At 66.4% G+C, this 590-nt stretch carries 1 protein-coding gene; it reads right to left on the minus strand.

Going from position 1 to position 590, the window contains the following annotated elements:
* Positions 1 to 590, minus strand: a 590-nt coding sequence (gene ccsA, locus KVT32_RS28420) for a cytochrome c biogenesis protein CcsA (RefSeq protein WP_217619241.1), incomplete at both ends; no start/stop codon positions are given.

Consider the following 590-nt stretch of genomic DNA (forward strand, 5'->3'; position numbering starts at 1 on the left):
ACCAGGCGCAGGGGCAGCCAGGCCGCGAAGTTGAGCCAGACGATCAGGGCCCAGGTTTCCTTCGGGCCCCAGGACCAGTAGCCGCCCCAGGCCTCGGCCGCCCACAGCGCGCCCAGGATGGTGGCCACCGTGAAGAAGGCGAAGCCGATCGAAATCGCCTTGTACATGACGTGGTCCAGCACTTCGAGCGACGGCAGGCGGTCGGCCAGGATGCCGTGGGATTTCAGCAGGTAGGCGGTGCCGACCATCGCCGCCAGGGCGAAGGTGCCGTAGCCGATGAAGTTGGCCGGCACGTGGATCTTCATCCACCAGCTCTGCAGCGCCGGCACCAGCGGCTGGATCGTGGCGGCGTCGCGCGACACCGTGTACCAGAGCAGGAAGCCCACCGACGCGCCGATGATCAGGAGCACGAAGGCGCCCAGCTGGCGCGTCGCGTAGCGCTCCTCGTAATACAGGTAGAACAGCGCCGTGATCAGCGCGAACAGGATGAACACCTCGTACAGGTTCGACACCGGGATGTGGCCGACGTCGGGCCCGATCAGGTAGGACTCGAACCAGCGCACCATCATGCCGGTGAAGCCCAGCACCAC

The organism is Achromobacter sp. GbtcB20 (assembly GCF_019091095.1).
Classification (GTDB): Bacteria; Pseudomonadota; Gammaproteobacteria; order Burkholderiales; family Burkholderiaceae_B; genus Achromobacter; species Achromobacter mucicolens.